At 64.1% G+C, this 25,654-nt stretch carries 19 protein-coding genes; 13 read left to right on the forward strand and 6 right to left on the reverse strand.

The window, feature by feature from the left end:
- Positions 1–23: 23 nt before the first annotated feature.
- The 3 genes from tssC to tssA are packed head-to-tail and all read right to left on the reverse strand — an operon-like array spanning position 24 to position 3,106.
- Complete coding sequence (gene tssC / locus BM026_RS01245) at positions 24–1,523, reverse strand: type VI secretion system contractile sheath large subunit (RefSeq protein WP_058424268.1); 1,500 nt, start codon at positions 1,521–1,523, stop codon at positions 24–26.
- A gap of 2 nt (positions 1,524–1,525) precedes the next feature.
- The gene (gene tssB / locus BM026_RS01250) at positions 1,526–2,032 is read right to left on the reverse strand and encodes a type VI secretion system contractile sheath small subunit (protein ID WP_010207547.1); all 507 of its coding nucleotides are present in this window, start codon (positions 2,030–2,032) and stop codon (positions 1,526–1,528) included.
- 54 nt (positions 2,033–2,086) lie between these two features.
- Positions 2,087–3,106 (reverse strand): type VI secretion system protein TssA, encoded by a 1,020-nt coding sequence (gene tssA / locus BM026_RS01255; RefSeq protein ID WP_093527157.1) that lies wholly within the window; start codon positions 3,104–3,106, stop codon positions 2,087–2,089.
- 394 nt (positions 3,107–3,500) lie between these two features.
- Here tssA and tagH point away from each other — a divergent pair, with 394 nt between their 5' ends.
- The 13 genes from tagH to BM026_RS01320 all read left to right on the forward strand — a co-directional run bounded on the left by tagH (position 3,501) and on the right by BM026_RS01320 (position 20,970).
- Entirely contained in the window at positions 3,501–4,829 is a 1,329-nt protein-coding gene (tagH, locus tag BM026_RS01260) for a type VI secretion system-associated FHA domain protein TagH (RefSeq protein WP_093120356.1), read from the forward strand.
- Positions 4,830–4,881: 52 nt separating this feature from the next.
- A complete protein-coding gene (gene tssJ / locus BM026_RS01265; protein ID WP_092241644.1) occupies positions 4,882–5,391 on the forward strand; it encodes a type VI secretion system lipoprotein TssJ in 510 nt (169 codons plus the stop codon).
- 18 nt (positions 5,392–5,409) lie between these two features.
- Positions 5,410–6,744, forward strand: coding sequence for a type VI secretion system baseplate subunit TssK (gene tssK, locus BM026_RS01270; protein ID WP_071488093.1), 1,335 nt, complete (start codon positions 5,410–5,412; stop codon positions 6,742–6,744).
- Positions 6,745–6,750: 6 nt separating this feature from the next.
- On the forward strand, positions 6,751–8,040 hold the full coding sequence (locus tag BM026_RS01275; RefSeq protein ID WP_071494633.1) for a DotU family type VI secretion system protein: 1,290 nt from the start codon (positions 6,751–6,753) through the stop codon (positions 8,038–8,040).
- Complete coding sequence (gene tssM / locus BM026_RS01280) at positions 8,037–11,537, forward strand: type VI secretion system membrane subunit TssM (RefSeq protein WP_092241648.1); 3,501 nt, start codon at positions 8,037–8,039, stop codon at positions 11,535–11,537. The genes BM026_RS01275 and tssM overlap by 4 nt, the downstream gene beginning before the upstream one ends.
- A complete protein-coding gene (tagF, locus tag BM026_RS01285) occupies positions 11,534–12,187 on the forward strand; it encodes a type VI secretion system-associated protein TagF (protein ID WP_093120363.1) in 654 nt (217 codons plus the stop codon). The genes tssM and tagF overlap by 4 nt, the downstream gene beginning before the upstream one ends.
- Complete coding sequence (locus BM026_RS01290) at positions 12,188–12,907, forward strand: PP2C family protein-serine/threonine phosphatase (protein ID WP_093527159.1); 720 nt, start codon at positions 12,188–12,190, stop codon at positions 12,905–12,907.
- Complete coding sequence (locus tag BM026_RS01295) at positions 12,904–15,870, forward strand: serine/threonine-protein kinase (protein ID WP_093527161.1); 2,967 nt, start codon at positions 12,904–12,906, stop codon at positions 15,868–15,870. The genes BM026_RS01290 and BM026_RS01295 overlap by 4 nt, the downstream gene beginning before the upstream one ends.
- Positions 15,870–16,574, forward strand: a complete 705-nt coding sequence (locus tag BM026_RS01300) for an ABC transporter ATP-binding protein (RefSeq protein WP_093527163.1) — start codon at positions 15,870–15,872, stop codon at positions 16,572–16,574. The genes BM026_RS01295 and BM026_RS01300 overlap by 1 nt, the downstream gene beginning before the upstream one ends.
- Positions 16,574–17,758 carry an ABC transporter permease family protein gene (locus tag BM026_RS01305; RefSeq protein WP_093527165.1) on the forward strand — a complete coding sequence of 395 codons (1,185 nt, stop codon included), beginning with the start codon at positions 16,574–16,576 and terminating at the stop codon, positions 17,756–17,758. Before BM026_RS01300 ends, BM026_RS01305 begins: the two co-directional genes overlap by 1 nt.
- Positions 17,751–19,460 (forward strand): formylglycine-generating enzyme family protein, encoded by a 1,710-nt coding sequence (locus tag BM026_RS01310; protein ID WP_071488085.1) that lies wholly within the window; start codon positions 17,751–17,753, stop codon positions 19,458–19,460. Before BM026_RS01305 ends, BM026_RS01310 begins: the two co-directional genes overlap by 8 nt.
- 84 nt (positions 19,461–19,544) lie before the next feature.
- Positions 19,545–20,471: a type VI secretion system-associated lipoprotein TagQ gene (gene tagQ, locus BM026_RS01315; RefSeq protein ID WP_071488084.1), complete on the forward strand. Its 927-nt coding sequence runs from the start codon at positions 19,545–19,547 to the stop codon at positions 20,469–20,471.
- Between the two features lie 124 nt (positions 20,472–20,595).
- The gene (locus tag BM026_RS01320; protein WP_093527359.1) at positions 20,596–20,970 is read left to right on the forward strand and encodes a helicase; all 375 of its coding nucleotides are present in this window, start codon (positions 20,596–20,598) and stop codon (positions 20,968–20,970) included.
- Between the two features lie 101 nt (positions 20,971–21,071).
- On the opposite strand, the gene BM026_RS01325 is transcribed toward BM026_RS01320, so the two are convergent.
- The 3 genes from BM026_RS01325 to BM026_RS01335 form a co-directional block, all read right to left on the reverse strand.
- On the reverse strand, positions 21,072–22,472 hold the full coding sequence (locus BM026_RS01325) for an aminoacyl-tRNA deacylase and HDOD domain-containing protein (protein ID WP_092241659.1): 1,401 nt from the start codon (positions 22,470–22,472) through the stop codon (positions 21,072–21,074).
- Between the two features lie 77 nt (positions 22,473–22,549).
- Complete coding sequence (gene recG / locus BM026_RS01330; RefSeq protein ID WP_092242371.1) at positions 22,550–24,625, reverse strand: ATP-dependent DNA helicase RecG; 2,076 nt, start codon at positions 24,623–24,625, stop codon at positions 22,550–22,552.
- An 8-nt stretch (positions 24,626–24,633) separates the two neighbouring features.
- Entirely contained in the window at positions 24,634–25,554 is a 921-nt protein-coding gene (locus tag BM026_RS01335) for a hydrogen peroxide-inducible genes activator (RefSeq protein WP_016975936.1), read from the reverse strand.
- Positions 25,555–25,654 lie beyond the last annotated feature (100 nt).

Raw genomic sequence — 25,654 nt, forward strand, 5'->3', positions numbered from 1 at the left:
AGAAGAGCTAGCTCATCGGTGGTTTACGCGCTTTTCGCCGAAGGCAGCTTGGATACCAGGCGCAGCGACACCGTCAGCCCTTCGAGCTGGTAGTGCGGGCGCAGGTAGAACTTGGAGTTGTAGTACCCAGGGTTGCCTTCGACTTCTTCCACGATCACTTCGGCGGCAGCCAATGGGTGCTGGGCCTTGGTGGTTTCGGTGGAGTGCGCCGGGTCACCGTCCACGTAGTTGAGGATCCAGTCCTGCAACCAGCGCTGCATCTCGTCCTTCTCTTTGAAGGAACCGATCTTGTCGCGCACGATGCACTTCAAGTAGTGAGCGAAACGGCAGGTGGCGAACAGGTACGGCAGGCGCGCGGCCAGGTTGGCGTTGGCGGTGGCGTCCGGGTCATCGTACTCGGCCGGTTTCTGCAACGACTGCGCGCCAATGAACGCGGCGAAGTCGGTGTTTTTCTTGTGCAGCAGCGGCATGAAACCGTTTTTCGCCAGTTCCGCTTCACGGCGGTCGCTGATGGCGATTTCGGTCGGGCACTTCATGTCCACGCCACCGTCATCGGTCGGGAACGTGTGGGCCGGCAGGTTTTCCACTTCACCGCCAGACTCGATGCCACGGATGCGCGAGCACCAGCCGTAGTGCTTGAACGAACGGTTGATGTTCACCGCCATCGCGTACGCGGCGTTGGCCCAGGTGTACTTGGAGCTGTCGGCACCGTCGGTGTTTTCTTCGAAGGCGAAGGCTTCCACCGGGTCGGTCTTGGCGCCGTACGGCAGGCGCGCCAGGAAGCGCGGCATGGTCAGGCCGATGTAGCGCGAGTCTTCCGATTCACGCAGCGAACGCCAGCCGGCGTATTCCGGGGTGGTGAAGATCTTGGTCAGGTCGCGTGGGTTCGATAGCTCTTGCCACGAGCCCATGCCCATCACGGTCGGCGAAGCGGCAGCGATGAACGGGGAGTGCATGGCGGCGCAGACTTTCGACAGTTCGCCCAGCAGTTCCACGTCGGGTGGCGACTGGTCGAAGTAGTAGTCGCCCACCAGGCAGCCGTAGGGTTCGCCGCCGAACTGGCCGTATTCTTCTTCGTACATCTTCTTGAAGATCGGGCTCTGGTCCCACGCGGTGCCCTTGAATTTCTTCAGGGTCTTGTGCAGGTCCGGCTTGGAGATGTTGAGCACACGGATCTTGAGCTGCTCATCGCTCTCGGTGTTGTTGACCAGGTAGTGCAGGCCACGCCAGGCGCTTTCCAGCTGTTGGAAGTCCGGGTGATGGATGATCTGGTTGACCTGGGCGGTCAGCTTGGCGTCGATGGCAGCGATGATCGATTCGATCGACTTGATCGCGTCATTGGAGACCAGGTCGGTTTGCGCCAGGGCCTGTTCGGCCAAGGTGCGCACGGCGGTTTCCACGGCTTCGCGGGCGCGCTCGGTCTTGGGCTTGAATTCCTGCAGCAGCAGGTTGGCGAACTCGCTGGCTTCTTCGGTCTGGGTGCCCAGGATCTGGGAGCCTTCGCGGGCGGTATTGTCAGTCATGATTACTGGTCCCCTGCAGGCTTAGGCGCGCTGGCAAGTGCTTGCAGCAGTGCCGGATCCTTGATCGCCTTCATGATGATTTCTTCAGCGCCGGTCTTGCCGTCCATGTAGGTCAGCAGGTTGGCCAGCTGGGTGCGGGCTTCGAGCAGTTGATTCAGCGAGTCGACCTTGCGTGCCACGGCGGCCGGGCTGAAGTCGTCCATGCTTTCGAAGGTGATGTCCAGGCTCAGGTTGCCTTCGCCGGTCAGTTCGTTCGGTACGTGAAACGCCACGCGCGGCTGCATGGCCTTGAGGCGCGAGTCGAAGTTGTCGACGTCCACTTCAAGGAACTTGCGGTCGGCCACCGGCGCCAACGGCTCGGCAGGCTTGCCGGCGAGGTCGGCCATCACGCCCATTACGAAGGGCAGCTGGACCTTTTTCTCGGCGCCGTAGAGCTCGACGTCGTACTCGATCTGCACTCGAGGCGCACGGTTGCGCGCGATGAATTTCTGAGAACTTTGCTTCGCCACGTTGCTGCTCCTGGTCGCTTGAGCGACGGTGTTGTTACTGCACAGTCGGATGGCTTACTCGCCGTCCGGCCCGCGCAGGTTTTCAAATTGGGACATGCCGTCGGGAATCAGATTGCGCACGATGGCCGCAAAGTCGGCGTGCACCAGATTCTTCGCCCGGTTCAACAGCACCGGCAGCGGGCTCGAAGGCTCGTGCCGGGTGTAGTACGCAAGGATCTTGTCGAGACTGCGCAGCACATCGTCGCGGCTGGCGATATCGCCAACGGGACGCGGTGCTGCGGGGGCGGCGGCGAAGTCGGCCGAGGGGGCATTGTCGTCACTGACGGCCTCGGGTTCGCTGCTGCCGGCGGCGCCGGGCACTGCTTGATTGAGTATCTGCAACGCCTGCTTGAGCAGCTGCTTCAAGGCGCTGAGGTCCACGCCCTGGGCGGAACCGACCTGATCGTTGACTTGTTGTTCGATCGCTTCGCACGCCGCACGCGCCGTAATCAGAGCGTCGCGGGTGGCCTGTAGCTGCTCGGGGTCGCTGTCGAGGAACGCGGCGTTGAGCTGCTGCGCGCCGAGTTGTTCATCGGGGAAGCTCAATAGGCCACTGGCGTTGAGCGCCGCGCGCAGGCTCACGGGGCCGAAGGTGCGCGAGCGCGTGAGGATGCTTTCGCGCAGCAGGCGAATGTTGGTGTCGCAGGTCAGGCCGGTGAGGGCGTTGATGCGTACGGTAGGGTCGTTATCGTCGTCGGCGTCCAGGCGCGGGTGCAGGTCGGCCCAGTAATCGCGCAGCAGCGCATCGATCAGCGTCAGCGCTTCGGCCAGGCCGGCCACGCCTTGGAGGGCGAGGGCGCTTTGCAACAGGAAGTGGGTGATGCGCAGGTCTTTGCTGCGCGCGAGCAAGTCGAGGCTTTGCTGCTGGATGCTGCGCCATTCCGGCGGTTCAGCGGGCAGGATCGAGTCGCCCATGCTGCGCTCGGGTTGGCCCTTGGCATCACGCTCCAATTGCAGAAATTGCGCGTCATATTCCATGTCTTCGCCACAGGGCGAAGTCGCGGAAACGGCGGTGAGCAGCAACGGCACATCCACTGTATTTGATCTCCCTATCAGCCCGTTAGATAGCGGGCAATTCATGCATTAGTTGCGTAAGGAACTTTGCATGTTTTCTTGGTCATATAAGCAAGATGCCACTAATGTGCCATCACTGGTATTCAAGAAGTTGTGCATTTTTGGTGTAGTACTTATGCCTTGTCAAGGTAAGCTATTCGCCCTCTGTGACAGATGTGCGGTGCTTAACAACCTGCGCGACTGGTGGGTCGAACGACGTACCGGGACAGGATTTTTGTCATAGAGCCCAGCTAAGATCAGCGATCATGCTGGTATTGGCAGGTTTTGGTCGGTCGATTGCTCGACCTGATGGGGATATCCCGGGAAGCGCTGTCCCGGGAATCGACCGCGCGCGAAGTATCAGCAAGGAGGCGAGATGTCGCTGTGTTTGACTATCACTAGTTATCACAAGATTACCCCTGGGCAGTGCTCCGAAAAGTCCATGAATCAGGGCTCGATGGCTATCGGCCGCAGCTCGGACAATGACTGGGTATTGCCTGATCCTGAGCGTCTGGTCTCCTCGCAGCACTGCGTTATTCAGTACAAAGATGGCCGTTATTATTTAACTGATAACAGTACCAACGGAGTGGAGTTGGTTAACGCCGGCATTCGTTTGCGCAGGGGTAACAGCGAGCTGTTGCAAGATGGCGAGCTGATCCGCATCGGCGATTACGAGATCCAGGCGCGTATCGATTTCAACGTACAGGCCGTCGACAGCCAGCCGTTTGCCGGCGAGTCGCCGAACAGTTTCGAAGCGCTGATGGGCGCCGTGTCGAATAAGCCCGCGCCTGTTCCGGTGATTGCGCCGCAATTCCAGGGCGCTTCATCGATGGACACGCTGCCGGACCTGTTCGACTTCCTCAGTCCTACCGCCGTACCGCCGCCAACCGTGCCGGACCACGTGCCTTCCGAGCAACATGACTTCCGCCCGCCGACACCGGTGGCTGTGCCGGTAGTGGCACCGCCGGTGGTGTCGGGCGCGGTGATTCCCGAAGACTGGGACCTGTTTGGCGACACGCCAGCACCCGTCGTCAGCGCTGCGCCGCCACCTGCGCCGCCACCGGTCATCCAGCCGCCCCCGGTGGTCGAGCCCCCGCCGCCCGTGGCGGAAAGCCAGCAACCGGACCTTCTGCAAGCCTTCCTGCGTGGTGCGGGCCTGGACCAACTGCGCCTGGACAAAGCCCAGGCCGAGGCCCAGATGGAAAATATCGGCCGCAGCTACCGCCTGATGGTCGAAGGCCTGATCGACGTGCTGCGGGCCCGCGCCAGCCTCAAGGGCGAGTTCCGCATGCAGCAGACCATGATCCAGCCGGCAGAAAACAATCCGTTGAAATTCGCCCCGAATGCCGACGAAGCGTTACTGCTGCTCCTGCGCCACGGCAACCAGGCGTTTATGGCACCCGACCTCGCCGTACGCGACAGTTTCAACGACCTGCGCGCCCACCAGTTGGCGGTGATGGCCGGCGTGGAAGCGGCGATCAAGCACCTGCTCAGCCGCTTTGAACCGACGCAACTGGAAGAACGCATGGGCAAGCCCGGCGGGCTGTCGAGCCTTTTCAACGGTTCGCGCCAGGCCCAGTACTGGCAGCAGTTCACCGAGCTCTACAGCAATATTTCCCGCGAGGCCCAGGAAGATTTCCAGGACCTGTTCGGCCGCGAATTCAGCCGGGCCTACGAAGAACACAGCGCACGACAGCGACGCTGAACCGCAGCACATGGATTTAACGGATAGCTAAGTACGTCATTGAGGACGCAGGATGATTCCCAGGTTTTTACTCGCAGTCGCCACACTGCTTTTGCTGACGGCGTGTGCCAAAGACACCGCCAAGCCCGAAACAGCCGCCGAGGCCGAAGTGGATACGGCCGCCGTCGAGCTGCACTTCCATGCGATCAGCGGGCTCAACCCCGGTGCCAACGGCCAGGCCGCCCCGGTAAGGGTGCGCATCTTCGAACTGAAAAACGCCGCCACCTTCGCCCGCTCCGATTATTTCGCCCTGGCGGACCGTGCGCAATCCACACTGGGCCTGGACCTGCTGGACCAGGACGAAGTGATGGTGCAACCCGGCGAGCAACTGAGCATCCAGCGTGACCTCGACCCGTCCACGCGCCAGATCGGTTTGCTGGTGGGCTATCGCGAGCTGGACCGCGCGCAATGGCGCACGGTGATCAACGTGCCCGCGCGCCAGTACACCGAATACCAGATCAGCCTCGATGTGCGTGCCGTGCGCGCCGACGTCGTGGTCACCCCATCCAGCCCTGCCCAATAAGAAGCAATCGGAGCCCCCATGTCCTGGAACAATCGCGTGGTCTGGTCGGAAGGCATGTTCATCGGAACGCAGCACTTCCAGCAGCATGACCGTTACCTGGAAAACCTGATCGATGCCCGCAGTCGCCCGTTGTCCGCCGGCGCCTGGGGTTTTTCCGAGCTGCTGATCGACCAGGGCCTGCTGGCCCAGGGCAAGCTGGCGATCGTGTCGGCGCGTGGCCTGCTGCCCGACGGCACGCCGTTTAATATCCCCCAGGATGACCTGGCGCCAAGCCCGCTGAATATCGATGACAACCTGCGCGACGGCCTGGTGTACCTGGCCCTGCCGCTCAAGCGCGCCGGCGCCCGCGATACCGTGGATGAAGGCGAAGCCCTGGAGGCTGCGCGTTATGTGAGCCAGGTGCGCGAAGTACGCGATGACAACGCACCTTTCGAAAACCGCGCCCCGGTGGCCGTGGGTTCCCGCGCCCTGCGCCTGCTCACCGCCCAGGATGGCATCAGCGATTACGCCGCCGTGGGCCTGGTGCGCATCAAGGAAAAACGTGCCGACCGCGCATTGGTGCTCGATGACACCTACATCCCGCCGGTATTGGATGTGGCCGCGAGCAAACCGCTCACCGCCTTTCGCAGCGAACTGCTCGGCCTGCTGCACCAGCGCGGCGAAGCCCTGGCGGGGCGGGTGGTGGCATCGGGCGCCGGTGGCGCGTCGGAGATTGCCGACTTCATGCTGCTGCAACTGGTCAACCGCGCCCAACCGCTGGTCCAGCATTTGAGCCAGTTGAGCCCGTTGCACCCGGAGCGCTTCTTCAGCGAGCTGGTCAGCCTGGCCGGCGAGTTCTCGACCTTCTCCACCTCCGGTCGTCGCCCCCAGGAATACCCGCAGTATCAGCACGATGACCTGGCCCTGAGCTTCGCGCCGGTGATGGCGGCATTGCGTGAAGCGTTGTCGATGCTGATCGACAGCAAGGCCACACCGATCCCGATTGTCGAGAAAGCCTATGGCGTGCACGTGGCGATGCTGGCCGACAAGACTCTGCTCGACAACGCCAGTTTCATCCTGGTGGTGCGCGCCGATGTGCCCGGCGAAACCCTGCGCGCACGCTTCGGCCAGCAGAGCAAAGTCGGCTCGGTGGAGCACATCCGCGACCTGGTCAACCTGCAACTGCCGGGTATTGGCCTGTTGCCTCTGCCGGTGGCGCCACGCCAACTGCCGTACCACGCAGGCTCGACGTATTACGAGCTCGATCGCGGCAGCGAGCATTGGCAACAACTGGGCAATTCCGGCGGTTTTGCCTTCCATATCGCCGGGCAGTTCCCGGGCTTGAACCTGGCCTTCTGGGCGATCCGAGGATAATCCGCGATGCATCCCAATGATGATGACCGCACCCAGTTCATGCCGCGTCCGGGTGGCCGGGCGCCGGAGCCTGTGCGTGCCGAACCTTCGCCCCTGGCCATGCCGGCCGCACCGATGCTCACCGGCAAGAGCCACGGCCTCAACCCGCTGGAAAGTGCCGCCGGTCCGCTGTTGGCGCTGCTGACGCGCCTGCGCAACACCATCGCCCACCCGGCGCCAGCCAGCTTGCGCGCACAATTGCTGGCCTACCTGCGCCAGTTCGAAGAGCGTGCCGAAGCCGCTGGCATCGCCCGTAACGAAGTGCTGCTGGCGCGTTACGCGCTGTGCACTGCGCTGGATGAGGCGGTGTTGAGCACGCCCTGGGGCAGCACCAGTGACTGGGGCAAGCAGAGCCTGCTGATCACCGTGCACAACGAGGCCTGGGGCGGCGAAAAAGTCTTCCAACTGTTGGACCACTGCCTGCAAAGTCCACGGGAACGCCTGTACCTGTTGGAGCTGTTGTACCTGTGCATGTGCCTGGGTTTCGAAGGCCGCTACCGCGTAATGAACGACGGTCGCAGCCAGCTGGAGACCCTGCGCGAACGCACCGCCGCGGCCATTCGCAGTGCGCGTGGCGAGCATGAGCGTGAGCTGTCGCCGCACTGGCGCGGCGTGACCGTGGCCCGCGACCGCCTGGCGCAATTCATGCCGCCGTGGATCGCCGTGGCCATCGGCTTGGCGTTGTTACTGGCGTTGCTGTTTGGCTTGCGCATGAAGCTGGCGTCGGATGCCGAGCCGGTGTTCAAGAATATCCATGCCCTGGGCGAGATTCCGGTGCAAGCCATCGACCGTCCGGTGGCGCAGCCCAAAGTCATCGAGCGCCCGCGCCTGGCGGGCTTCCTGGTGGAAGACATCAAGGCCGGCCGCGTGGCGGTGGAGGATGCGGTCGACCGTTCCGTGGTGACCATTCGTGGCGATGAGCTGTTCGCCTCCGCCAGTTCCAGCATCGTCGACGACTACCAGCCGCTGATGCTGCGTATCGCCGACGCCATTCGCAAGGTCAAGGGCCAGGTGCGGGTGACCGGGCACAGTGACAACCGCCCGATTGCCACGCTGCGCTTCCCGTCCAACTGGGCGCTGTCCGAAGCGCGGGCCAAGTCGGTGCTGGAGATCCTGGCGGCCAAGACCGGCCAGGCCGAGCGCTTCAGTGCCGAGGGCCGCAGCGACACCGAGCCGGTGGCGACCAACGCCACTGCCGAAGGCCGTGCCCGCAATCGTCGGGTTGAAATCACCGTATTGGCGGAGGGCGTCGAGTGAAGGCGTTTTTCAGTTTCATGATTCGCTGGGTGATCCCCGTGCTGGGTTTGATTGCCCTGAGCCTGATCATCTGGTTTGTCGGGCCGTTGCTCGACGTGCTGGTACCGGAAGGCCGGCGCTGGGCGCTGATCGTCCTGGTATTCGCGGTATGGCTGGCCTACCGCGTGTTCCGCATCATCCAGGCCCGGCGTCAGGCCGCCGAAGTGATGCGCAGCCTGGCCGCCGAAACCCCGGCCGACCCCAACAGCGTCGCCACCGCCGAAGAACTCACCACCCTGCGCCAGCGCATGGACGAGGCCCTGGCCCTGCTGAAAAAGGCCAAGCTCGGTGGCGATGAGCGCCGCAACCTCTACGAACTGCCGTGGTACGTGATCATCGGCCCGCCGGGTTCGGGCAAGACCACCGCGCTGGTCAATTCCGGCCTGCATTTCCCGTTGGCCGCGCAACTGGGCGCCGGCGCCGTGCGTGGTGTCGGCGGTACGCGCAACTGCGACTGGTGGTTTACCGATCAAGCCGTGCTGCTCGACACCGCCGGCCGCTACACCACTCAGGACAGCAACTCCACGGTGGATAAGGCCGCGTGGCTGGGCTTCCTCGACCTGCTGAAAAAACAGCGCTCACGTCGCCCCATCGATGGTGCGTTTATCGCCATCAGCCTGTCGGACCTGCTGCTGGGCACTGACGCCGAGCGCGCTGCCCATGCCGCTGCCATCCGCCTGCGTATCCAGGAGCTGTACACCCAACTGGGCGTGCGCTTCCCGATCTACCTGATGCTGACCAAGCTCGACCTGGTGCCGGGCTTCATGGAGTTCTTCGACAACCTGAGCAAGGAGGAACGCGCCCAGGTGTGGGGCATGACCTTTGCCCTGGACGATGGCAAAAACAGCGACAGCCCATTGGCACACCTGCAAAGCGAGTTCGCCGGGCTGGAACAGCGCCTCAACGAACGCCTGGTCGAACGCCTGCAACAGGAGCGCGACCCGGCGCGGCGCGACCTGATCTACGGCTTCCCGCAGCAGTTCGGCGCGTTGAAGGACTGCCTGCAAAGCTTCCTCGAAGGCGTGTTCAAACCCAATGCCTTTGAAGAGCGCGTGTTGCTGCGCGGCGTGTACTTCACCAGCGGCACCCAGGAAGGCAGCCCGATTGACCGCCTGATCGGCGCCATGGCCCAGAGCATGAACCTGGACCGCCAGCATTTGGCGCGCCAGAGCGGCACCGGGCGCAGCTACTTCATCGAAAAACTCTTCACCGCCGTGGCGTTTGCCGAGCGTGGCCTGGTGGGGGTGAACCCGAAGGTCGAGCGGCGGCGCAAGTGGATTGCGCGGGGTGTGCTGGCCGCCACTGTGGCATTGGTCGTGGTGGTCAGCGGCCTGTGGTGGGTGAGTTACCGCGCCAACCAGGCCTACATCGCCCAAGTCGACCAGAAAGTCGCGCCGCTGGGCCAGGCCGTACAGAACCTGAGCCCGGCGCAGCGCGAAGTGCTCGCCGTGCTGCCGTTGCTCAACGCCGTGAAAAACCTGGCGGGCGATTCGCCGAGCTGGTCCGAAGGCCTGGGGCTGTATCAGGGCGATATGCTTGAAGCCGAGTCCGCCAGCGTCTACCGCAAGCTGCTGATCGCGGTGTTCGCGCCACGCCTGGTGACGCGCATCGAAGAACAACTGCACGGCGGCGGCAATTCCGACTTCCTCTACGAAGGCCTCAAGGCTTACCTGATGCTGGCTGACGCCGAGCATTACGACCCGGACTTCATCAAGGCGTGGATTGCCCTGGACTGGGACCGCAACCTGCCCCGCGACCTGCCGGCGGATCAGCGCCAGGCATTGGCCGGGCACTTGCAGTCGCTGTTCGAACGCCACCCGCCGAACGCGCGCCTGGATCAACGGCTGATCGACGACCTGCGCCGCCAGTTGCAACAACTTCCAGTGGCCCAGCGCGTATATGACCGGGTCAAGCGCCAGAAACTGCCCGAGGGCATCCCGGACTTTCGCCTCAACGAAGCCGCCGGCCGTGACGCCGCGCTGGTGTTCAGCCGCAAGAGCGGCAAGCCGCTGGGCGAGCCGTTGAGTGGCTTCTTCACCGCCAAGGGCTATCGCCAGGCGTTTCTGCTGAGCAGCCTGAACCAGACCGGCACCCTCGCTGAAGAACAGTGGGTGTTGGGCAACGAACAGGCTGACCAGCAGAACGTAGTGAGCCTGGCCGCCGATGTGCGGCGCCTGTATTTCCAGGATTACCAGCGCCAGTGGGATGCGTTGCTGGCGGACATCGACTTTGTGCCGATCACCAGCGTGGCCCAGGCGGCCGATGTACTGCGGGTGATTTCCGGCCCGACCTCGCCGCTGAAAAAACTGCTGGTGGCGGTGGCCAAGGAAACCGACCTGCAAGCCGAAGAGCGGCAACTGGCCGCCAAAGGCGTGCCGGTAGAAGGGGGCGTCGACAAGCTCAAGGAGCGCCTGGGCAGCCTGCTCGGCCAGGAGCAACCGACGGCCAATGCGCCTGCGGCGGCGGAGGATCCGGTGACCGCGCACTTCGCCCAGCTCAACAGCATTGTCAGCAAGAACGAAGGCGAACCGGCGGCTATCGACGGCCTGCTCACCGACATGAACGCGCTGTATGTGCAGGTCAGCGCCATGGTCGGCGCCAGCGGCGATGCGTTGCTCGGCGAGGCGAAGAACCAGGCGGCGGCTGCGGCGACTCGGGTCAGTCTGAATGCCGAGCGCCAGCCGCCGCTGGTGCAAGGCATGGTCAAGTCGGTGGTCAACTCCACCACCAACAGCATGATGGGCGGCGTGCGCAACCAATTGAACGCAGCCTGGGTCAGCGAAGTGGTCAACGTGTATCGCCAGTCCCTCGCCGGGCGTTACCCGATGTCGCCGGGCAGTGCACGGGACGCCACCCTGGATGACTTCGGCCAGTTCTTCGGCGTGGGCGGAGTGATGGACAACTACTTCCGCAAATACCTGCAGCCTTACGTCGATACGTCCGCGCAGACCTGGCGCTGGCAGCCGGGCGCGGCGCAGAAGCTGGGGATTGCTCCGGGCGTGCTGCAAACCTTCCAGCGTGCCGCGACGATCCGCGATGCGTTCTTCCGCTCCGGTGGCACCCAGCCAATCGTGCGGTTTGAACTCAAGCCAGTGTCGATGGACCCGACCATCACCCAGTTCCTGCTGGACTTGGACGGCCAGCAACTGAGCTACGACCACGGCCCCAGCCGCCCGGTGGCGATGCAATGGCCGAACCCCGGCAGCATTGGCGTGGTGCGGATTTCCATCATGCCGCCCTCGGCCAGTGGCCGTTCCGGCGTGACCCTGGACGGGCCGTGGGCGTGGTTCCGCTTGCTGGAGCAGTCGGATCTTACCGCCGGCAATTCACCGGACCGCTTCAACCTGCGCCTGCGCGTCGACGGTGCGAGCATTGCCTACGAGTTGCGCGCCAACAGTGCCTTCAACCCGTTCAAGAGCCGCGTGCTCAGTGGCTTCAGCCTTCCGGAGCGGCTATGACGACGCTGGGTTTCTACGGCAAGTTGGCCAGCCGTGGCGACTTTGTCAGCCGCGCCTTGCCCCAGAGCTTTATCGGCCCGTGGGACAGCTGGCTGGCGGCGGGTTTGCTGGCCAGTCAGAACAGCCTCGGCGGTGAATGGCTAAATACTTACCTGGTCAGCCCGCTGTGGCGCTTTGTGCTGGCGTCGGGCGTGTGCGGGCCGGATGCGGCGGCGGGCGTGGTGATGCCGAGCATCGATCGGGTGGGGCGCTACTTCCCGCTGGCGGTGGTGGCGTTGCTCGATCACGACACCAATCCGGCCTCCCTGGTGGGCGGGCCGGACACTTGGTTCGAGCAGGCCGAGGCGCTGTTGCTCAGCACCCTGGATACCGGTGCGACCTTTGAAGGTTTCAACGATGGCCTCGATGGCCTGGGCTTGCCGGCGAGTGAGCCGCGTGCCGTGGACAGCCGTTTCGCCGGCCTGCAACGGGTGGCCGCGACCGTGCCGCAGCAGCGCATGACGGCCCTGGCCGAACAGGCCTGCGACGGCGCGAGCCTGTGGTGGGGGCGTGGTTCGCAACGTATTTCCCCTGGTTTGCTGCGGTGTCAGGGCCTGCCTGCCGCCAGCGATTTTGCGCAGTTTTTGCTCGGACAAGAAGGTGTGGTGTAGATGGGGTCGACGTACAAATCCGCGAGCAAAAGCCATGTGGGCATGGTCCGCCAGGTCAACGAAGACGCCTGCCTGGACCTGCCGGAAAACCGCCTGTGGGTAGTGGCCGACGGTATGGGCGGGCATGCGGCGGGCGACTATGTCAGCAGCCTGATCGTCGACAGCCTGCGCAGCGTGCCGGTGGGGCGCTCCCTGGATGAATACACGGCAGCGCTGCGCAATGACCTGCTGCGCATCAACGCAGCCGTGCGCGAAGAAACCGCCAACCGTGGCGTGACCATGATGGGCAGCACCGTGGTGGTGCTGGCCGCCCGTGGCCTGCGCGGTGTGTGCCTGTGGGCCGGCGACAGTCGCTTGTACCGCCTGCGCGACGGCGTGCTCGAAGGCATCTCCCGCGACCACAGCTACGTCCAGGACCTGCAGGACAGCGGCCTGCTCAGCGAGGCCGACGCGCGTGCGCACCCGCGCGCCAACATCGTCACCCGTGCGATTGGTGTGGAAGCCCACTTGGACCTGGCGGTGGTCGACCTGCTGATCGCCCCCGGTGACAGCTACCTGCTGTGCAGCGACGGCCTGAACAAGACCGTCGAAGACCATGAAATCCGCGATGTGCTCAGCCACGACGCGCCGGACGAAATCGTGCGCAGCCTGGTGCACCTGGGGCTCAACCGTGGCGCGCCGGACAACATCACCGCCATTGTCGTGAAGGTATCGCCATGAACATCGTCATCCCCGGTTATGACATCGAAGGCGAGATCGGCGAAGGCGCCATGGCCAGCGTGTACCTGGCGACGCAGCGCTCGCTGGAGCGCAAGGTGGCGTTGAAGGTGATGGCGGCGGCGCTGGCGGCCGATCCAACATTCTGCGAGCGCTTCCTGCGCGAGGGCAAGACCCTGGCGCGCTTGTCGCACCCGCACACGGTGACCATCCATGACATCGGCAATGTCGGTGAGCTGTACTACATGGCCATGGAATACCTGCCCAACGGCACCCTCAAGGAGCGCATCGCCGCCGGCATGACACCGGAGCAGGGTGTGACGCTGATCCGCCAGATCGCCTCGGCGCTGGGCTACGCCCACGCCCAGGGCCTGGTGCACCGCGATGTGAAACCGGCGAACATCCTGTTTCGCGCCGATGGCACGGCGGTGCTGTCCGACTTCGGTATCGCCAAGTCGCTGGATGACCGCACGCAATTCACCCAGGCCGGGTTTGCCGTGGGCACCCCCAGCTACATGAGCCCGGAACAGGCGCGGGGCCAGGAGATCGATGGCCGCGCCGACCTGTATGCGCTGGGCGTGGTGCTGTACGAGATTCTGGTCGGCAAGCTGCCTTACACCGGCACCGATGCACTCTCCACGGCGCTGGCGCACCTGACCGAACCGCTGCCGGAACTGCCGGTGCACCATGGCCGTTATCAGGACGTGCTGCGCAAGCTGTTGGCCAAGGACCCGGCTGAGCGTTTCCCGGATGCGGCGGCGCTGTTGCGCGCCTTGGACAACCTGCCGGCGGACTCTCCGGAAGCCACCCTGGTGCGGCCGTTGCCGATTCCGATGAGTTTCGACCTGGCGGGCATTACCCCGGAGTCCATCGAGATTCCCAGTGATAAACCCCAGCCGGTGCGCCAACCGGTGGTGCCGCCGACCCAGCACAGCGAGCAGCGCCGTGGGCCGGTGTTGGCGCTGGCGGCGGTTGCAGTGGCGGTTGCACTGGCGATTGGCGGTGCGAGCTACTGGTGGTTGAGCGGTAGCGACGAGCCGGTGGTCAAACCGCCCGCTGCCGAGGTGCCGAAAGTCACGCCACCGCCGCCAGTGGTCGCCGAAGCGGATGGCGGCCAACGCCCGTTGCTCATGGCCGGCAAGAAGACCCTGTTCCAGCGCGTGCTCAGCAAGCCGGGCGCAAAGCTTTCGACCGATGCGGGCAGCGCGCCAGGCAAGGCCCTGCCGGCGTTTTCCGTGCTCTATGTGTACCAGCGCAAGGACGTCGACGGCAGCCCGTGGGTGCGTGTCGGCGCGGCCACCGATGGGCGCAGCGACGGTTGGTTGCCTGCGTCTCAAGTCAGCGACTGGAAGCAGAGCCTGGTGCTGAAATTCACCGAGCGCTCGGGCCGGGCGCCGGTGATGTTCCTGCGCCAATCCGGCGAAGTGGAAAAACTGCTGGCTGACCCTTCCGCCGCCAAAGGCGTGCTGGCCAAGGCGCAGAAAAACAGCGAAGACAACAGCCAGATCCTCGCGTTGGAGCCTGCCGCCAGCGCCGTCCCGCAGAACCAGTTCTACCTGTTGCCGATCTTCGACTCCAAAGAGAGCTTCGACGAAAACGGCCAACCGGTGCAGTTACTCAATGTCGCCTCCATCGACCCCGGCAGCAGCGCGGCCGCCAAACCCGCGACGCCGGTGATGAATGCCAACGCCGACGCCTTCCGCACGGCCGTGGTGCTGGTGGTGGACACCACCGTGTCGATGCAGCCCTATATCGACCAGATCCGCGATGTGGTGCACGAGTTGCAAACCCGCATCGCCGAGCGCGGCGAGTTGGACAGTGTCAGCTTCGGCATGGTCGGTTTTCGCAGCAGCATCAAGAAAACCCCGGGCCTGGAATACGTGGCCAAGACTCTGATCAGCCTCGATCAGGGCCGCGATCCGCAACGCTTCCTCGACATGGCGCGCCAGGTCAAGGCGTCCACCGTGTCCAGCCACTCCTTCAACGAAGATGCGTTCGCCGGGGTTATGCAGGCGGTAGACGGCATGGATTGGTCCGGTTATGGCGGGCGCATCATCCTGCTGGTTACCGACGCCGGTGCGCTGCGCAAGAATGACCCGTTCGCCGCCACCCAGATGAACGAAGCCGAAGTGCGCCAGGCCGCGCTGGGCAAGCAGATCAAGATCTACGCCTTGCACCTGCGCACCGACGCCGGCAAGAAAACCCACGCCGGTGCCGAGAGCCAGTACCGCATCCTCACTGCCGACGCCAACCCGCAGATTGGCGACCTGTACACCGCGGTGCCCGGTGGCGATGTGCGCAAGCTCGGCGAGCGGGTGGATGAGATCGGCACGGTGTTCGCCAACCTTGTGCATCAGGTGCGCAGCAACACGCCGCAGCCGGTGCCGTTGCTGAGCAGCGCACCGAGCCTGGCGGATAAGTCCGCAGCGGTCGGCTATGCCATGCACATGGATTTCCTCGGCCGCAAAACCGCGAGCCAGGCGCCGCAACTGGTCAGCGCCTGGACCGCCGACCGCGACCTGACCAACCCGGCACTGCCGGCGTTCCAGGTGTGCGTGATGCTGACCAAGTTGCAGCTCAACGATCTGCAGCAGTCACTGAAACTGATCGTCGACGCGGCGCGCAAGACCCAGACCTCGCCCAAGGACTTCTTCCAGGAAATCGCCAGTGCCTCGGCCTACATGAGCCGGGACCCGCAGGCCCTGCGCAAGGGCGGCAATCTGGCCGACGGCGGCATTCTCGGCGAATACCTCGAAGGCCTGCCGTACCGCAGCAAATCGCTGAACATGACCCAGGACCTGTGGTTGTCGTTGAGCGTGGCCGAGCAGGAAGACTTTATTGACGAGCTGGACTCGAAAATCCGCCTCTACGAAACCTTCCACAATGACCTGGCCAACTGGGTCCGTTTCGGCGATGCCGAGCCGGGCGATGCGTTGTACCGCGTTCCGTTGTCGACGTTGCCGTGATGCTCACCCTGAACGCGGTGCACAAGAGCCGGGGCGTCGGTAGCCAGCGCTATAGCCTGGTGATCCCGGCGCTGGCGCTGCGTGCGGGCGAGCAAGTGGCGATTGTCGGGCCCAGCGGTTGCGGCAAAAGCACCTTGCTCGACCTGCTGGCGCTGGTCTTGGCGCCGGATCAGGTCGGGCAGTTCGAGTTTTATCAGCAGGACATTGCCGGGCTGTGGCGCGCTGATCGGCAATCCGCATTGGCCGCGCTGCGCAGCCAGCACTTGGGCTATGTGCTGCAAACCGGCGGCCTGCTGGGCTTTCTCGATGTGCGCGGCAATATCGCCTTGTCCCGGCAACTGCTGGGCTTGAAGGACGATGGCAGCGTGGCGCGCCTGGCCGAGCAATTGGAGATCAGCGACCAGTTGGCCAAGAAACCGGCGACGCTGTCGGTGGGGCAGCGCCAGCGCGTCAGTTGTGCCCGCGCCCTGGCCCATGCGCCGCAACTGGTGCTGGCGGACGAGCCGACGGCGTCCCTCGACCCCCTGAATGCCGAGCGCGTGATGCACGCATTGCTGGCCCAGGCCCGTGAACACCGTGCAGCCTGTGTGATCGCCACCCACGACGAGCCCCTGGCCCGCGCCAGTGGCTTGCAGGTGCGACGCATCAGTTGCCGTCGCGACACCGATGGCGGCGTCACCGCCACCCTCGGGGAGGTGTGCTGATGCGCATCGGTCTGGTGGCGTCGCTGGCCTGGCAGGATTACCGCAACGATGCCTGGCTGTCGGCCTGTTCGGTGCTGGCGCTGGTGGCGGTGATCGCGCCGCTGCTGGTGTTATTCGGCCTGAAATTTGGACTGGTTAGCAGTTTGACCGAACGTTTGCAGACCGACCCCGCCACCCGTGAAATTATTCCGCTGGGCGGTGGTCGATTCAGCAGTGCGTTTATCGAGCAACTGGGCGAGCGCAGTGAGGTGGCGTTCGCCATACCGCGTACGCGGCAGATTGCGGCGACGGCGCAAGTGGGCACGTTGGCCCTGGAGATGCTGCCGACCGCGTCCGGTGACCCACTGCTGGCCGGCCTGCCGGTGCCCAAGGGCCTGGACCAGATTGTGCTGAGCCACACCGCCGCCGAAAAGCTGGCGGCGCGGCCTGGCGATTGGCTGGAAACCAGCTTTGCACGACAAGTGGCCGGGCGCGTCGAAGCCCAGCGCACGCGCGTGCAGGTGCTGGCGGTGTTGCCGCTGGAAGCCTTTGCTCGTGACGGTTTGTTTGCCGACCTGGGTTTGCTGGAAGCGGCGGAAGATTACCGCGATGGCCGCGCAGTGCCAGCCCTGGGTTGGGACGGGGAGGCTGCAGGCGTCAGTGAGCAGCGCGTGTACCCGGCGTTCCGCCTGTATGCCCGCAACCTTACCGATGTGGAGCCGCTGCGGGTGTACTTCGCGGGGCAGAACCTGTTGGTGTCGACCCAGGCGCAGACCATCGCGCAGGTGCAGTCGTTGAGCCGCAACCTGTCGATCGTGTTCTGGGTAATCTGCGGGCTGGCGTTGGCGGGGGCATTTGCGGCCATTTTTGCCGGTGCCCTGGCCTGCGTCGCGCGCAAGCGGCGTGAGTTATCAGTGTTGCGCCTGTTGGGGTTTTCCACCGGTGGGTTGTTGTTATTCGTGGTGGTGCAGGCGCAGTACAGCGCGGGTTTCGCCGCCGTACTCAGTGCCGGGCTGTATGGCCTGGCCGAGTCGGGCTTGAATGAATTATTCGTGCAGGTGCCGGGCGAATACGCCAGCCACCTGCTGGCGCGCCATTACGGCCTGGCCCTGGTTGCAGTCCTCGGCGTCAGCGCCGTGGCGGCGGCGTGTGGTGGTTGGCGAGTGGCGCGGATCCAGGCTTCTGAAGGAATCAGAGATGTATAAGTTGCTGGGCGCCTGTGTGGCGCTGACCCTGGCCTCGATGGCCTGGGCCGATGAGGCGAGTGACAAGCTCGACAACCCCAAGCCGTTGGAAGGCGACGTCAGCCTGCCGTTGCCTTGTGAAGGCAACATGGTGTTCCGCTACGCCTACGTGTTGGCCCAGGGCACCCTGGATGACCGCGAGATCAGCCTCGGCTACCCCTTTGCCGAAGGCGAGGCGGGTTATCAGCAATCGTTTATTTCCGGCTACCGTCGCGACTTCATCAATGGCCAGTTCACCCTCAAGGACCTGCCCAAGGACTGGAACAAAGTCATCGCGCCGTTGATGCCGAAGACCGACGCCAAGACTCCGCTCAAGCCCATGCTGTACTTCATCGGCAAGTACGAGGTGACCGCGCGCCAGTACGCCCAGGTGATGTCCCAGGCGCAGTCCCTGGCCAGTGGCGAACCGGCGCCGGCGTGCGATGCGCCGACCGGCATGGCCGGGCGCCTGCCCAAGGTGAAACTGTCGCGCTTTGAAGCCGAGCGCTTCTCGGCGGTGTACAGCGCCTGGCTGATGAAATACCACCGCGACTTGCTGCCGGTGAGTGGCCGTGGTTCCTCGGCGGATGACGGCGGACTGGGTTTTGTGCGCCTGCCCACCGAAGTGGAGTGGGAGTTCGCTGCGCGCGGCGGCCATGCGGTGAGCCGCCAGGACCTGGAAGGGCGCCTGTTCCCGCGCCGTGTCGACGGCAGCGACAGCGACGGCCCGCTCAGTGATTACGCGGTGTTCAACCAGGTCGCCGGTGGTACCGGCCAGGCTGCGCGCCTGATGCCCATCGGTACCAAATTGCCCAATCCGATTGGTATGTTCGACGTGATCGGCAACGCTGCGGAAATGGTCCAGGAATCGTTCCAACTGGTCCACGCCGGGCGCCGCCAGGGCACCTACGGTGGCTTTGTGGTCAAGGGCGGCAACTACCTGGAAGGCGAGGGCACGCTGTTCACCGGCATGCGCCGCGAATACCCCCTGTTTGCCGCCGATGGCACCGAGCAGAGCAACGAGACCACTGGTTTCCGCGTGGCGATCGGCGCGCTGTCGGCGCCACGTTCGCGCTACAAGGAGCTGTTCGCCCAATGGCAGAAAGAGGGCCGCCTGGCCTCGCTGACCGACGCCATCGACGACGCCCAGGACCCGACCAAGCGCCTGGACAGCATCATCGCCGCCAGCGTCGATCCCAAACTGCAAGCCGAGCTGGGGCTGGTCAACGAAGAGCTCAAGCGCAACGTCTCGCTGATCGCCCAGCAACGCGAAGAAGCGGCGGGCAACCTGATTCAGTCGGCCGCGTTGGTGGCCGAGACCATCGCCAACTACAACATCCGCCTGGCCAACCTGCAGAAGAGTCGCCAGCAGGCCCTGGACAACAAGGACGCGGCCAGCGCGCAACTGTTCGAGATGGCCATTACCAATGGCCGCAGCGCCCTCGACGGCGCAGTGGCGATCTATATCGACAACCTGGCCACCGGCACGCGCTACACCGATGCGGTGATCCAGGCGCAGTTTCAACGGATCAAGGAAGAGTTGGATCGCAAGCCGGTGCTCGGCAAGAGCCTGGTGACGCGCGCAACACTGTTCGTTCGCCATGTCGGCAACTACCGCAAGCAACAGCGGGCCGACCCGGCAACGATCTTGAAGGAATTGCTCGCAGCGAGCGGTCAGCGATGAGCGCTGGCTGTATAGCGAGCTTGGAAGGGACTCAGGCGGCGGTGGGCCGTGCTGGGCAAGTCAAACTTAAAAGAGAACACACCTATGCTTTTTTCCCGTAAGGCGGTTTCCAAGCGTCACTTGCTGCTGATCGCGGCTGGCTTCAGCACTGTGCTGACCGGTTGCGCCACATCGCCGGCCTCCAAGGTCGCGTCGAGCACCAAGGTCGAGTACTACCCCAACTGCTATGAGCCCGTGCAGCACTTGCGCGCCACCGACTCGAACATGACCAAGTCGGTCGTGACCGGTGCGGCCATCGGCGCTGCCGGCGGTGCCCTGCTCGGCGCCCTGACCGGCGACAAGGAAAAACGTGGCCGTAATGCGGCCATCGGTGCTGCGGGCGGCGCCCTGGCCGGCGGTGCAGCGGGTTACTACACCGAACGTCAGAAGCAGATCGCCGATGACAACCAGCGTATTGCCTCATATGCGGCTGATGTGAACAAAAGCGTCTCCGACATCGACCGCAGCACGGCGTACGCCAAGGCGTCCCAGCAGTGCTACCAGAGCGCGTTCACCAAGTTGGTGGCTGATCGCAAAGCCAAGACCGTCAACGACACCGAAGGCCGCAAGCGCCTGGCGGAAATCGTCTCGGGCCTGAAGGAATCCAATGACCTGATCGTTGCGGTCAACGGTAAAGCCGCCGAAGACCTGAACAACTACACCCAGGCCTACGAGAAAGACCTGCAACAGGTTGGCGTACAGCGTACTGACGTGGTCACCGTGGCCAAGGCCGACACAACACCTGTTGTGACATCGGGCAAGAAGAAAGGCACAGGCACCAAACCGCCGAAAAAGCCGGTTCTGCCAACCGTACCCACAGAAGCGGTGAGCACCGAGAAGACCTTCCAGACTGCCCAGGTCAAGCAAGCTGAAAGCAAGCAGGTCGCCAGCGCCGGTAAAGCTCAGCTCGAAGGCAGCTGCCGCGATCCGAACCTGGCCGACTGGGCGCCGGTTCCTTGCCCAAACGTTTAAGTAATATGCTGCTATAAGCGTCAAACGCCAGCCGATCTTCCGCTAATGCGCAAGATCGGTGGCGTTCTTTTTGCAAATCGTTAAACTGCTGCGGCCACTCAATAATTACACCGAGGCCGTGTGCATGAAATTCCGTCTTCTCCTGTGGGTGCTGGGCCTGATGATGGGCAAAGCCAGCCGCACCAATCCTGCCTTCCAGCAACAGTTGGGCGATAAAGACCTGGCGTTCCAGTTGCAGACCCTCGACGGCAAGGTTGCCCGTCACTTCATCGTCAAAGACCAGCGCATCACCAGCCGCTCGGGTGTTCACCCGGCGCCGGCGTTTGTCATCGCGTTCAAAGACGCCGCCTATGGCTTCGCCACGATGCAGGCGAAGAACAAGCAGCTGGCGTTCATGACGGGGATCCAGGACAAGTCGATCCAGATCAAGGGCAACCCGGCGCTGGTGATCTGGTTCCAGGGGTTGACCAAGTACTTGAAGCCGAAGAAAAAGAAATAGAGCGTGGTGGATTCATCGGGGGCAAGCCCCCTCTCACATGGGCATGCATTTCAAGTGTGGGAGGGGGCTTGCCCCCGATAGCGGTCTGACAGGCGACCGATTCAGCCCTGGCTGAACTGCGAGGCCAGTTCGCGCAACAGCACTTCAGCATCCAGCACTTTACCCACCACTTCTTCAGCCTTGTCACGGCTCAAGCCCAGGCGCTCCAGCAGCGCATCCGGAATCGCTTCATCCGGGCCGGAACCGATCCCGCGGCTACGCAACAAACGTACCGCCAGGCTCACCAGGTTCGGGTACTCGGCGTATTGCCCGTCGTAGGTCGGGTCGTGCTGGAAGCGCAGGGCGGTGGACAGTTCGTCCGGCATGTCCCAGTAGCGCATCAGCCAGGCACCGATCTGCTCGCGGCTGATGCCCAGCAGGTGTTGCTCGACATAGCTGTGGCACAGGTGCGGGTTGACCTCCAGGTGACGGCAGATCAGCGAGAAGTGCGGCGGGAACACGTGGGCCAGCAACAGATAACCGAAGTTGTGCAGCAGGCCGGCAAGGTAGGTGAGGCCGGCTTCCGGACGCTGTGCGCGGGGCATGGCGCGGGTCAGGCCTTCGATCACGGCGGCGGTGTAGATCGACTGGTGCCAGTACGGCGTCGACTGGTGCGGGTGGTCCTTGGGCAGGCTCAGGGTCTTGCCCAGGGCCAGGCCCAGCGCCAGGTTGATCACCAGGTCGAAGCCCAGCACACGCACGATGGCGTCTTCCACTGAACGAATCTTGCCCGGCGAGGCGTAGTACGGCGACGCGGCCCAGCTCACCACTTGGGCGGCCAGGGCCGGGTCGGTCTCGACCACGCCGGTAATGTCGTCGATGGTGGCGTTTGGGTCGACGCGCAGCTTGATGATCTTCTGCGCGGTGTCGGCCAGGGGCGGAATCTCGATGGTCGCTTCCAGGCGCTGCTGGATACGGCGGGCGGTGAACGCCTGCATTGCCTGGGTGATTTCCTCGCGGTCATCGTTGGGGCGGTCGAGGTTGGGGCGGATATTGCTCAACGGCTCGCCGAAGTGGCCGGCGCTGGCCTTGGTGAGCATCGTCTTGAAGGCGTCGCTGGGAATCTCCAGCAACAGGCCTGCTTCACCCGAATGCACCAGCAGGCTCGGCTCGTCGAGCAGGCTGCCTTCGTACAGGCAGGGCGAGCTGGTAAGGGGTGGCAAACCTGGCAACAGGCTCAGGTCATGTTTGTCGAGCATGCGCTTGACGCGATCCGGCGATACAGCGGTCAGGCGGCGGCCGGTGAGTTCGGCGAGGCGGTTGAGGTCGAGCAACTGGTTCTGCGGGAACAGCACCATCAGGGCGCCTACCGCATCTTCCAGCAGCACTGCCTGGACCTTCTGCGCAGGATTCAGGCCCGGGAGGTCGGCGACTTCCGTGTAGGGGATGGCGAGTTTTGCGAGCAGAGCCCGAATGACCGGCGGGGCGGTCAGTGGGGCTGTGGCGAGGGCAACTTCTGACATAGCCTGATCCAATTTCTTACAGTCACCGAAGTATAACCAGCTTGATACAACTGTTGGTCGCTTAAGTGCGTCAGGCGTCACACTTGGCCGTATTGCTGCCCGTGCCTGAGCCAGCGATTGAGCAGCGGGCTGACGTGGTCCGGCCAGCGCTCCAGCAGTGCCTGTGCGGCATCGCGCACGGCAGGCAGCAAGTCGGCGTCGCGCATCAGGTCGGCGACCTTGAATTGCAGCAGGCCGGTCTGGCGCGTGCCGAGCATTTCGCCGGGACCGCGCAGTTCCAGGTCCTTTTCGGCGATGACAAACCCGTCGTTGGTTTCGCGCATGATGCCCAGGCGCTGGCGACCGATCTGCGACAGCGGCGGGTGGTAGAGCAGCACGCAATGGCTGGCGGCGCTGCCCCGGCCCACCCGGCCACGCAACTGGTGGAGTTGCGCCAGGCCCAGGCGCTCGGGGTTTTCGATGATCATCAGGCTGGCGTTGGGCACGTCCACGCCGACTTCGATCACGGTAGTGGCCACCAACAGTTGCAGGTTGCCAGCTTTGAATTCGGCCATGACTGCGGCTTTTTCAGCCGGCTTCATGCGCCCGTGGATCAGGCCGACCTTGAGTTCGCCCAAGGCGCTGGTGAGGTCTTCATAGGTGGTTTCGGCGGCCTGGCAGGTCAGCTCTTCGGACTCTTCGATCAGCGTGCATACCCAGTACGCCTGGCGCCCTTCGGCACAGGCGCTGCGTACGCGTTCGATCACTTCCACACGCCGGGTGTCGGTGACCAGCACGGTGTTGACCGGCGTACGGCCAGGCGGCAGTTCGTCGAGGATCGAGGTGTCGAGGTCGGCGTAGGCGCTCATGGCCAGGGTGCGCGGGATCGGTGTGGCGGTCATGATCAACTGGTGCGGGTTCATCCGCCCGCCGACGCCTTTCTGGCGCAGCGCCAGGCGCTGTTGCACGCCGAAGCGGTGCTGTTCGTCGATGATTACCAGGGCCAGGTTCTTGAACTGCACTTCGTCCTGGAACAGCGCGTGGGTGCCCACCACCATCGGTGCGCCGCCGGCAATCTGTTCCAGTGCCGCCGCGCGGTTCTTGCCCTTGAGCTTACCGGCCAGCCACGCCACTTCCAGGCCCAGCGGTTCGAGCCAGCGCTTGAACGTGATGAAATGCTGCTCGGCGAGGATCTCGGTGGGCGCCATCAGCGCCACCTGGTAGCCGGCCTCCAGCGCTTGCAGGGCGGCGAGGGCGGCGACCACGGTCTTGCCTGCGCCCACATCGCCCTGGATCAGCCGCAGCATGGGCTCCTGCTGGCTCAGGTCATAGGCGATTTCATTGCCGACGCGTTGCTGGGCACCGGTTGGCGCAAAACCCAGGTTGGCCAGGTACTGCGCAGGCAAGCGCGTGGCCTTGGGCATTGCCGGTGCACGCAGGGAGCGCATGCTCTCGCGCAGGCGTTGCTGGGACAGTTGATGGGTCAGCAGTTCTTCGAAGGCCAGGCGATGCTGGGCCCAGTGATGACCGAGCGCGAGTTCGTCGACATCGGCGTCGGCGGGTGGGTGATGCAGGTAGCGGATCGCATCGTCCAGCGGCGCCAGTTGATAGTCGCGGGCCAGTTCCTGGGGCAGCCAATCAGGCAGGCTTTTCGGACCGAGCATGGTCAGCGTCTGCATGCACAGTTGGCGCAGGCGTTGCTGGGTCAGGCCTTCGGTGAGCGGGTAGATCGGCGTGAGCGTGGTGTCGACCGGCGGCGGTTCGTCACCGGTAATGGCGCGGTATTCCGGGTGATAGATCTCAAGGCCGGATGCGCCGGGTCGCGCTTCGCCGTAGCAGCGCACGCGGGTGCCGCGCTTGAGGCCTTCCTTCTGCGCGTTGCTGAAATGGTAGAAGCGCAGGCTCAGGCCGCCAGTGCCATCCTGCAGGCGTACGACCAGACTGCGGCGCTTGCCCATCACCACATCGGCACCGCTGACGGTGCCTTCGACCACTGCGTCCTGCCCAGGGCGCAACTGGCCGATGGGCACTACGCGGGTGCGGTCCTGATAGCGCAGGGGCAGGTGGAACAGCACGTCCTGGAGGTTCTCCAGGCCCACCTTGGCCAGCTTCTCGGCCATGGCTTCACCGACACCCTTGAGTGCCGTCACCGACACCTGCGACAGCTCAGTCATACCCTGGCTTAGCTCGCGGCAGTCGGCTTGGCGACCGAACACAGGCGGATCGAGTCGGCGAGGATCTCAATCGCTTTGGGCCGTGGGAAGCTGGCGCGCCAGGCGATCGCCACGGTGCGGAACGGCACCGGCGGCGTGAGTGGGCGCACTTCGATCACGCCGGGGGCGTAGTGATGGCTGTCCACCGCCGACAGCGGCAGGATCGAAATGCCCAGGCCGGACGCGACCATGTGACGGATGGTTTCCAGGGAGCTGGATTCCACGGTGGTGTGCTTGGCGCCGTCATTGCCCTTGGTCAGGGTCGGGCAGGCTTCCAGGACCTGGTCGCGGAAGCAGTGGCCTTCGCCGAGCAGCAGCAAGCTCTTGTCGTTGAGCAGGCCAGCGTCGATGGTGTCTTTCTGTGTCCACGGGTGCGAGGCCGGCATGAGCACGTAGAACGGCTCGTCGTAGAGCGGCAGGGTCAGCACGTCGGCTTCATTGAACGGCAGGGCAATGATGATAGCGTCCAGCTCGCCGTTGCGCAGTTTGTCGCGCAGCACGTGGGTGAAGTTTTCTTCGATATACAGCGGCATCTGCGGCGCGACGCGGTGCAGTTGCGGGATCAGGTGCGGGAACAGGTAAGGCCCGACGGTGTAGATGGCGCCGACCTTGAGCGGCGCGGTCAGCTGGTTCTTGCCGGCCTGGGCCAGTTCGCGAATGCTCTGCGCCTGCTCCAGTACCTTCTGGGCCTGGGCCACAATGCCTTCGCCCACCGGTGTGAGGCGCACGGCGCTCTTGCTGCGCTCGAAAATCAGCACACCGAGTTCGTCTTCAAGCTTTTTCACGCCCACCGACAGCGTCGGTTGGCTGACATGGCAACGCTCGGCCGCGTGGCCGAAGTGCTGCTCTTGGGCGAGGGTAACGATGTAGCGCAATTCTGTAAGAGTCATAGCGGGCGTCCATGAGGTTGCGGGCCAAGCATACCGGCTGCAATCGATAGACGCACGTTATCAGACACGATGGGGTTTGCGACACCGGCTAATCGGGTGC

It is taken from the genome of Pseudomonas sp. NFPP24 (genome assembly GCF_900112095.1).
Classification (GTDB): domain Bacteria; phylum Pseudomonadota; class Gammaproteobacteria; order Pseudomonadales; family Pseudomonadaceae; genus Aquipseudomonas; species Aquipseudomonas extremorientalis.

What these genes read in the sequence shown, in the direction of transcription:
- BM026_RS01300 (WP_093527163.1), top strand. Translation starts at nt 15,870, where the DNA reads ATGCTCACCCTGAACGCGGTGCACAAGAGCCGGGGCGTCGGTAGCCAG.
- recG (WP_092242371.1), bottom strand. Translation starts at nt 24,625, where the DNA reads ATGACTGAGCTGTCGCAGGTGTCGGTGACGGCACTCAAGGGTGTCGGT.
- BM026_RS01320 (WP_093527359.1), top strand. Translation starts at nt 20,596, where the DNA reads ATGAAATTCCGTCTTCTCCTGTGGGTGCTGGGCCTGATGATGGGCAAA.
- tssJ (WP_092241644.1), top strand. Translation starts at nt 4,882, where the DNA reads ATGATTCCCAGGTTTTTACTCGCAGTCGCCACACTGCTTTTGCTGACG.
- BM026_RS01310 (WP_071488085.1), top strand. Translation starts at nt 17,751, where the DNA reads ATGTATAAGTTGCTGGGCGCCTGTGTGGCGCTGACCCTGGCCTCGATG.
- BM026_RS01295 (WP_093527161.1), top strand. Translation starts at nt 12,904, where the DNA reads ATGAACATCGTCATCCCCGGTTATGACATCGAAGGCGAGATCGGCGAA.
- BM026_RS01305 (WP_093527165.1), top strand. Translation starts at nt 16,574, where the DNA reads ATGCGCATCGGTCTGGTGGCGTCGCTGGCCTGGCAGGATTACCGCAAC.
- BM026_RS01290 (WP_093527159.1), top strand. Translation starts at nt 12,188, where the DNA reads ATGGGGTCGACGTACAAATCCGCGAGCAAAAGCCATGTGGGCATGGTC.
- BM026_RS01275 (WP_071494633.1), top strand. Translation starts at nt 6,751, where the DNA reads ATGCATCCCAATGATGATGACCGCACCCAGTTCATGCCGCGTCCGGGT.
- BM026_RS01335 (WP_016975936.1), bottom strand. Translation starts at nt 25,554, where the DNA reads ATGACTCTTACAGAATTGCGCTACATCGTTACCCTCGCCCAAGAGCAG.
- BM026_RS01325 (WP_092241659.1), bottom strand. Translation starts at nt 22,472, where the DNA reads ATGTCAGAAGTTGCCCTCGCCACAGCCCCACTGACCGCCCCGCCGGTC.
- tssK (WP_071488093.1), top strand. Translation starts at nt 5,410, where the DNA reads ATGTCCTGGAACAATCGCGTGGTCTGGTCGGAAGGCATGTTCATCGGA.
- tagH (WP_093120356.1), top strand. Translation starts at nt 3,501, where the DNA reads ATGTCGCTGTGTTTGACTATCACTAGTTATCACAAGATTACCCCTGGG.
- tagQ (WP_071488084.1), top strand. Translation starts at nt 19,545, where the DNA reads ATGCTTTTTTCCCGTAAGGCGGTTTCCAAGCGTCACTTGCTGCTGATC.
- tagF (WP_093120363.1), top strand. Translation starts at nt 11,534, where the DNA reads ATGACGACGCTGGGTTTCTACGGCAAGTTGGCCAGCCGTGGCGACTTT.
- tssC (WP_058424268.1), bottom strand. Translation starts at nt 1,523, where the DNA reads ATGACTGACAATACCGCCCGCGAAGGCTCCCAGATCCTGGGCACCCAG.